The sequence below is a fragment of the Streptomyces sp. NPDC059455 genome (assembly GCF_042750115.1).
Lineage (GTDB): Bacteria > Actinomycetota > Actinomycetes > Streptomycetales > Streptomycetaceae > Streptomyces > Streptomyces endocoffeicus.
Window position 1 is genome coordinate 1 of the sequence record NZ_JBHYVB010000077.1, and the last position, 6,792, is coordinate 6,792.

A 6,792-nucleotide genomic window follows, 5' to 3' on the forward strand; every position below is an offset into this window, starting at 1 on the left:
GTCATATCCCCGGTCGGATCAGCGTGCGGCGTCAGGGGGCACCTCCCAGCGGTAGCTGGGGGAGCGTGCCAGGCGTCGCACGCCCGGCCGGGGATATGACACAGGCTCTGACGACCGTAAGGCGCGCATGAACCCCTGGGGCGAACCCTGGGCGAGCCCCTGAGCGCCGGGCGGCCGTCACCGCCGGGCGGCCGTCACCTCGCGCGGGTGATCACTCCGTGTATCACTCCGTGGTCACTCCTCCCCCGCGAGGGTCAGCGTGCGCAGCTTGCGGCCCGCGTACCAGGTCGCGGCCACGGTCACGGCCAGCAGCAGGATGACGCCGGTCACCAGGCCGACGTCCGACGTGATCACATCGCCGTCCGCGACCTTCTGCGCGAGCGCCAGCGCCCACTGCTGCACGCTGAGCTTGCGGGCCCCGGCCACCAGGCTGCCGAAGAAGGTCTCCCAGACCAGGGCGTAGACCAGCCCCGCGATCACCGCGTGCCGGGTCACGGTGCCCAGCAGCAGGAAGACCGCGCTGTAGGCGACCGAGGCCACGGCGGCGGCGACGGCGTAGCCGACGGCCAGCTGGTTGGCGTTGCCGTTCAGCACGAAGCCCGCGAGCAGGGTGGGGATCGCGGAGAAGGCGACCGTGACGCCGATCGCCACGATCAGCTTGGTGATGATGATCGTCGGCCGCTTCACCGGCTTGGCCAGCAGATAGACGACCGAGCCGTCGTCGATTTCCGGGCCGATCGCGCCCGTACCGGCGATCACGCCGATCAGCGGGACCATGGTGGCCATCGCGAAGCCGCCGAGGATCGCGTCGGCCGTGTCGTCGTCCGCGCCGGTCAGCAGCCGTACGGCCACCGAGATCAGCAGCAGCAGACCGGGGAGGGTGAAGAGGATCAGCGCACGGCGGCGGCCGAGCAGGGCCCGGTAGGTGAGCCGCGCGACGGTGGGGTGGTAGAGCGAGGACATCGCTGTGGGCTCCTTTCAGGCCGCGACGAGGTAGGAGAAGACGCTCTCCAGGGACTCGTCGGAGGGCGAGACCGTGAGGAGTCGGATGCCCTGGTCACGGGCGACCCGGGGCAGCAGTTCGGTGAAGCGGGCGAAGTCCACCGCCTGGATGTGCAGCCCGCCGTCGACGCCGGTGCTCGCGTCGACCTCGATACCGGTGGTCGACGGGTCGGCGATCAGGGCGGCCGCGAGCGCGCGGTCGTCGCTGGACCGTACGAGGTAGCGGTGCGGACGGTCCGTCATCAGCCGGCGGATCTTGCGGAAGTCGCCGGAGGCGGCGTGCCGCCCCGCGACGATCACCTCGATGTGCGCCGCCAGTTGCTCGACCTCCTCGAGGATGTGCGAGGAGAACAGCACGGTGCGGCCCTCGGCGCCCATCCGCCGCAGCAGATCCATCAGCTGCATCCGCTGCCGGGGGTCCATGCCGTTGAACGGCTCGTCCAGGAGGAGCACCGACGGCTCGTGCACCAGCGCGGAGGCCATCTTCACGCGCTGGCGCATGCCCTTGCTGTACGTGGCGATCTTCCGGGAGCCCGCGTAGTCCATCTCGACGGTGTCGAGCGCCTTACGGGCGGCTCCACGCGGATCGGGCAGCCCGTGCAGCTCGGCGTTGGCGATCACGAACTCGCGGCCGGTGAGGAAGTCGTACATCGCCTCCCGCTCGGGGACGATCCCGATGTGGCGGTACGCCTGCTCATTGCGCCAGATCGGGGTTCCGTCGAGGGTCACGGACCCGGTGGAGGGGGCCAGGAAGCCGCCCATCATGTTGATGAGGGTGGACTTGCCGGCGCCGTTGGGGCCGAGGAGCCCGGTGACACCGGGGCCGATGTCCATGGTCACGTCGTTGACGGCCACGACGTTCCCGAACCAGCGGGAGACGTTGTCGATGGCGATCGTGGTCACAGGCCGACCTTTCGGTAGCGGCGCATCAGCAGCCCGTACGAGCCGGCGATCAGGCCGAGGAGAACGAGGACGTAGACGAGCCCGGTCCCGGTGCCGGGGCCGACTCCGCCGGGGAAGGAGGAGGTGGCACCGAGGAACGCCGTCTGCACCCCGTCGATGATGGTGATCGGCGAGAACAGCCCGATCCAGCTCACCGGGCCGGTGTTGCCCTGGTCCCAGGCGATGGCCTGGACGGCGGACACCGCGCCGTAGGAGATGGTCAGCAGGGCGATGACGGCGGCGACGCCGAAGCCGCGGCGCGGGGTGAGCGCGGCGACGACCAGGCTGATGCCGGCGAAGAGGAGCGAGAGCAGAGCCACGGAGACCAGTCCTTGTGCGAAGCCCTTCGTCTGATCGGCGAAGTCCAGCTTGGCGAGCAGTGCCCCGACGTAGAGGATCAGCAGGGGCGCGCCGGTGAGGATGAACAGCGCGGAGGCCATGGCGGCGAACTTGGCCACCACGTAGTCCATCGTTTCGATGGGCCGCGAGAAATAGAGCGGGACCGTCTTGAAGCGGAGGTCCCGGGAGACGGACTGCGGCGCCTGGGAGGCGGTGTAGAGGCCGATGACGGCCTGCAGCATGATCGCGTAGCGGGTGTACTCGACGGTGAGCTTGTCCGCGCTGGTGGCGATGGCCACCGCGACGATGATCGCGGCGGGCATGCACATCACGGCGAACAGCAGCATCGGCGCGACCTTGGACTTGGCCGAGCGGCCGAGGCCGTAGGCGCCGCGCAGGCTCTGGGAGAAGAGCGAGCGGCGGGCGTAGGCGCGGCCGAGGCGCGGGCCCTCGTAGTGGCGGTAACCGATGTTGTGAATGACGTCGGCGCGCTGCTGGGTCACGGTCTCAGGCGGCATCGACGGCACCTCCGTTCCCGTGTGCGCTTGCGGCGGCGTCCACGGCCTCCGCGGCGTTCGCGTCCTCGTCGTCGGACCGGAAGATCTCCGCGATGCGGTGGCGGCGCTGCTCCATGCGGACCAGGCCGAGGCCGAGGCCGGCGATGGTGTCGCGGACCGTGTCGTACGTCTCCTCGCCCGCGACGTCGACCAGCAGCACATGGTCGGAGCCGGGCGACCCGTCGGCGCCGCGGCCGGCCGGCTGGACGGTGAGCCCGGCCCGGTCGAGCGCGGTGCGCAGCGCCGTGGTGCCGTCCGGGTGGTCGGCGGTGTCGGTCACCTCGACCGCGAGCGAGGCCGTGGCCTGGGTGAAGTCACTGGTGGAGCTGGAGCGGAGCAGCTTGCCGCCGTCGATGACCACGACGTGGTCGCAGGTGCGCTCCAGCTCGCCGAGCAGATGCGAGGTGACCAGGACCGAGATGCCGAAGTCGGTGTGCACGCGGCGGATCAGCCCGAGCATGTCGTCGCGGCCGACCGGGTCCAGTCCGTTGGTCGGCTCGTCCAGCAGCACCAGGCGCGGGTCGTGCACCAGGGCCTGGGCCAGCTTGACCCGCTGCTTCATACCCGTGGAGTAGCCGCCCATGGGGCGGTACCGCTCCTCGTACAGCCCGACGTGGCGCAGCGTGTCGGCCGTGCGCTCGCGGGCCGCGGAGGGTGGCAGCCCGGACATGCGCGCCATGTGGACGACGAACTCGGTGGCCGAGACATCGGGCGGCAGACAGTCGTGCTCGGGCATGTAGCCGACGCTTTCGCGGATGGCACTGCCGTCCTTCGCCACATCGAGGCCGAGCACGGAAGCGCGGCCCTCGCTGGCGGGGGACAACCCGAGCAGGATCTTGATCAGCGTGGACTTACCGGCGCCGTTGGCACCCACCAGGCCGGTGACCCCTGGTGCGATGTCGACGGACAACCGGTCGAGCGCGGTGACGCGGGGGAACCGCTTGCTCAGACTTTCGGTGGCGATCACAGTCACGTGTTCGACGGTAGTGGTGTGAGACACAGGCGGCGTCACTCCAGACGGTGGGATTCGCCTCGTCCTCGGGTCTGACGCGCCCGTAGGGGGCAGGCCCCGACCGGAGGGGGTTACCGAGGGTATCCACAGCCGGTCCGGCGGCTTATGCCCGATGTGCCGCGGGGGCCAGCCGGGACCGCGCCCATCCTGGGTACCACGCGGTGAACAAGGCCGGAAGTACGAACCCGGCGAACTGCGCCGCCAGCGCCGCCACCACGCCCAGACCGGCGGACACGACCACGACCATGGCCGCGGCGGAGAGGGTGAAGGCGATGGACCAGGCCCGGGTGATCACCACATTGATGTGCCGGAACGCGTAGGTGTCCCACACCTCGGGTGGTGCCTGGCTCCGGGCGATACCGGTGGTGAAGGGCCGCCCCACGGCGAGCGTCGTCCAAGCGGTGACGGCCAGCCAGCCCAGCGCCAGCGCGCCGACGTAGTCCTTGAGTCCACTGTCGGGGCGGGCGAATGCGTAGATCGTCAGCGCGGTGAAGAAGGCCACCGTGCTGCACTCGAGGATGAGGGCGTCGGCGGCCAGGCCCGCCCGACGGGCCCGGATCAGCATCGCGGCTCCCAGCACCAGCCCGGCCAGGGCGCCCCACTGCCAGCCCAGCGTGGACACGATCGCGAGAGCGATCCATGGCATGAATCCGCGCAAGTAACTCATTTGACCCTCCCCCGGGCGTCAGGTCACATTCCGTCGTGGGATGTCGAAGGTAGAACGTGCCCTGCGAGCCCAGTCCTATGCCTGACGCGCTGCCCGGCCCATGGATTCCCCTTCGGGGAGGGGGAGTTACGAAAACGCCCGGCCGGAGTCGGACCTTCCGGCCGGGAACGGGACCGCTCGCCTTCCGACGGGGAACGGGACCGCTCGCCTCCCGGCCGGGAACGGGAACGTCAGAGGCCCGGAACGTCAGAGGCCCGGTGCGCCCCAGACCGGGAACCAGCGGCTCAGATCCTCCTCGATCCGCAGATCGTCCCCGAGCAGCGCCCGCATCTGGAGCTCCAGCGCGTTGTCCCGCTTCTCCGCGACGCCCGGCAGCGGTGCGAAGGGGTAGAAGGTGCCGCGCTTGTAGAGGTACACCAGCGCGAGCGAACGCCCCGCCGGGTCCTGGAAGCCGATCAGCGAGCACAGCAGCTGGGGGCCGAAGCCCCCGTCCTGGAGCAGCGAATTGACCGCGTGCAGATCGTTCACCAGCGAGGCCACATCGTCCGGCCGCTGCCGGGCCAGCAGCCAGGTGTAGCCGTACGCGTCCTGGCTGAACTCCACGGGCACCCCGCCCCGGTCCGTGTCCGCGTCCAGCAGCTCCCGCACATCCCGCTGGAGCTGGGAGAAGGCACCGCCCTCCACGCTCGCGAAGCAGACCGAGCCCCGCCCGGTCGGGGTGAACCCGGCCCCCGCCTCCAGGCTGACCGCGGCCCCCGGGAGCCCGAAGAGCCGGTCGAGGTCGGGGCGCACCGGTTTGCTGCGGCCCAGGATGGCGTCCAGCAGCCTCATGCCTCAGCCCCCTCCCGCCTGGCCCAGCTGGGTGGAGACGCGGGCGAGCTGGTCGAGCCGCCGCTCCAGCGTCGGATGCGAGGAGAACAGCCGGCTGACGCTCTCGCCGGAGAGCGCGGGCGCGAAGAAGAACGCGTTGTACGGCTCGACCTTGCGCAGGTCCCGGGTCGGGATCCGGGCCATCTGCCCCGTCACCTTGGTGAGCGCGGCGGCAAGCGCGGAGGGCCGCCCGGTCAGCAGCGCACCGGCGCGGTCGGCGGACAGCTCGCGGTAGCGGGACAGCAGCCGGGTCAGCAAGAAGCTGATCGCGTAGACCACGGCACTGATCAGCGGGATGAGCAGCACCGCGATGCCCACGTTGTTGTTACGGCTGCCACGGCTGAGCCCGCCCCACAGCGCCGCGCGGGTCATGATGCCCGCCAGCACGCCGAGGAAGGAGGCGATGGTCATGACCGCCACATCGCGGTGGGCCACATGCGACAGCTCATGGGCGAGCACGCCCTCCAGCTCCTCCGGCTCCAGCCGCCGCAGCAGGCCGGTGGTGGCGCACACCAGCGCGTTGCGCTGGTTGCGGCCGGTGGCGAAGGCGTTCGGCACATCGGTGTCGGCGATGGCCACCCGGGGCTTGGGCATGTCCGCGAGCGCGCACAGTCGGTCCACCGCACCGTGCAGCTCGGGGGCCTGCTGCGGGGTGACCTCCCGGGCGCCCATGCTGAACGCGGCGATCCGGTCGCTGAACCAGAACTGCGCCACGAACAGCCCTCCCGCGATGATCACGATCAGCGGCCAGGCGCCCTTGAACACGGCGAGCAGCACGCCGATGAAGACCACATAGAGCAGCCCGATGAAGAACATCGTCGTGACCATGCGCGCGGTCAGCCCACGGTCCGGGGCATAGCGGGTATGCGGCATGGGATGCCTCCCCAGTGACGCGACGCCAAAGGCTCTATACCCGATTCTGCCGCTTATCGGGCGATCCGCGCCGTGCACGGTCGCCCTTTATCCGGCTTATTCGCCTTATTCAGCCTATTCGGCGAGCTGTACCGCTCACCGCGCTATCTGGGCCGCGCCCTCCGTGGCGATCTTCTCGAAGACCGCGAGATCGGCCGCGAAGATCGAATCGGGGATCGGCCAGTGCAGCACGATCTCCTCGATGCCCAGCTCGGCATGGCGTCCGGCGAAGTCCACAAAGGCGTCCACCGAGCTCAGCGGAGCTGTGCCATCCGGGGTGAAGCCGGTGAGAAAGATCTTGTCGAGGTCGCCGGCGTCCCGCCCGGCCTCCGCGCACGCCTTGCCCAGCCGGTCGAGGGGGGGGCCGCAGGGGGGGCGCCCCAACCGCGGGGGGGGCGGCGGCGGGGGGGGTGTTGCGTTGTTGCCCCCCCGGGGCGCGGGCCCGCGCCACGACCAGCGCGGACATGGTGGAGATGTTGACGGTCCTGGCG

The 6,792-nt window shown here is 70.5% G+C and carries 7 protein-coding genes and 1 pseudogene; all 8 read right to left on the reverse strand.

The genetic code is table 11. The features are described 5' to 3' along the window. Positions 1-234: 234 nt before the first annotated feature. Positions 235-963 (reverse strand): ABC transporter permease subunit, encoded by a 729-nt coding sequence (locus ACFXB5_RS25650; protein WP_385211858.1) that lies wholly within the window; start codon positions 961-963, stop codon positions 235-237. A gap of 15 nt (positions 964-978) precedes the next feature. Beyond that, positions 979-1,905 (reverse strand): ABC transporter ATP-binding protein, encoded by a 927-nt coding sequence (locus ACFXB5_RS25655; RefSeq protein ID WP_201856522.1) that lies wholly within the window; start codon positions 1,903-1,905, stop codon positions 979-981. Then, complete coding sequence (locus ACFXB5_RS25660; protein WP_201856523.1) at positions 1,902-2,801, reverse strand: ABC transporter permease; 900 nt, start codon at positions 2,799-2,801, stop codon at positions 1,902-1,904. The genes ACFXB5_RS25655 and ACFXB5_RS25660 overlap by 4 nt, the downstream gene beginning before the upstream one ends. Further along, complete coding sequence (locus tag ACFXB5_RS25665; protein ID WP_385211860.1) at positions 2,791-3,840, reverse strand: ABC transporter ATP-binding protein; 1,050 nt, start codon at positions 3,838-3,840, stop codon at positions 2,791-2,793. Before ACFXB5_RS25665 ends, ACFXB5_RS25660 begins: the two co-directional genes overlap by 11 nt. Before the next feature lie 115 nt (positions 3,841-3,955). Further along, the gene (locus ACFXB5_RS25670; RefSeq protein ID WP_385211862.1) at positions 3,956-4,519 is read right to left on the reverse strand and encodes a hypothetical protein; all 564 of its coding nucleotides are present in this window, start codon (positions 4,517-4,519) and stop codon (positions 3,956-3,958) included. Between the two features lie 246 nt (positions 4,520-4,765). After that, positions 4,766-5,350, reverse strand: coding sequence for a hypothetical protein (locus tag ACFXB5_RS25675; protein WP_385211863.1), 585 nt, complete (start codon positions 5,348-5,350; stop codon positions 4,766-4,768). A gap of 3 nt (positions 5,351-5,353) precedes the next feature. After that, positions 5,354-6,262, reverse strand: coding sequence for a zinc metalloprotease HtpX (gene htpX / locus ACFXB5_RS25680; RefSeq protein ID WP_385211865.1), 909 nt, complete (start codon positions 6,260-6,262; stop codon positions 5,354-5,356). A gap of 135 nt (positions 6,263-6,397) precedes the next feature. Next, positions 6,398-6,658 (reverse strand): annotated as a pseudogene (locus ACFXB5_RS25685) (LLM class flavin-dependent oxidoreductase); the annotation flags it as partial. Positions 6,659-6,792 lie beyond the last annotated feature (134 nt).

Coding starts and splice junctions, on each gene's coding strand:
- ACFXB5_RS25650 (WP_385211858.1), bottom strand. CDS start 963: ATGTCCTCGCTCTACCACCCCACCGTCGCGCGGCTCACCTACCGGGCC.
- ACFXB5_RS25660 (WP_201856523.1), bottom strand. CDS start 2,801: ATGCCGCCTGAGACCGTGACCCAGCAGCGCGCCGACGTCATTCACAAC.
- ACFXB5_RS25670 (WP_385211862.1), bottom strand. CDS start 4,519: ATGAGTTACTTGCGCGGATTCATGCCATGGATCGCTCTCGCGATCGTG.
- ACFXB5_RS25675 (WP_385211863.1), bottom strand. CDS start 5,350: ATGAGGCTGCTGGACGCCATCCTGGGCCGCAGCAAACCGGTGCGCCCC.
- htpX (WP_385211865.1), bottom strand. CDS start 6,262: ATGCCGCATACCCGCTATGCCCCGGACCGTGGGCTGACCGCGCGCATG.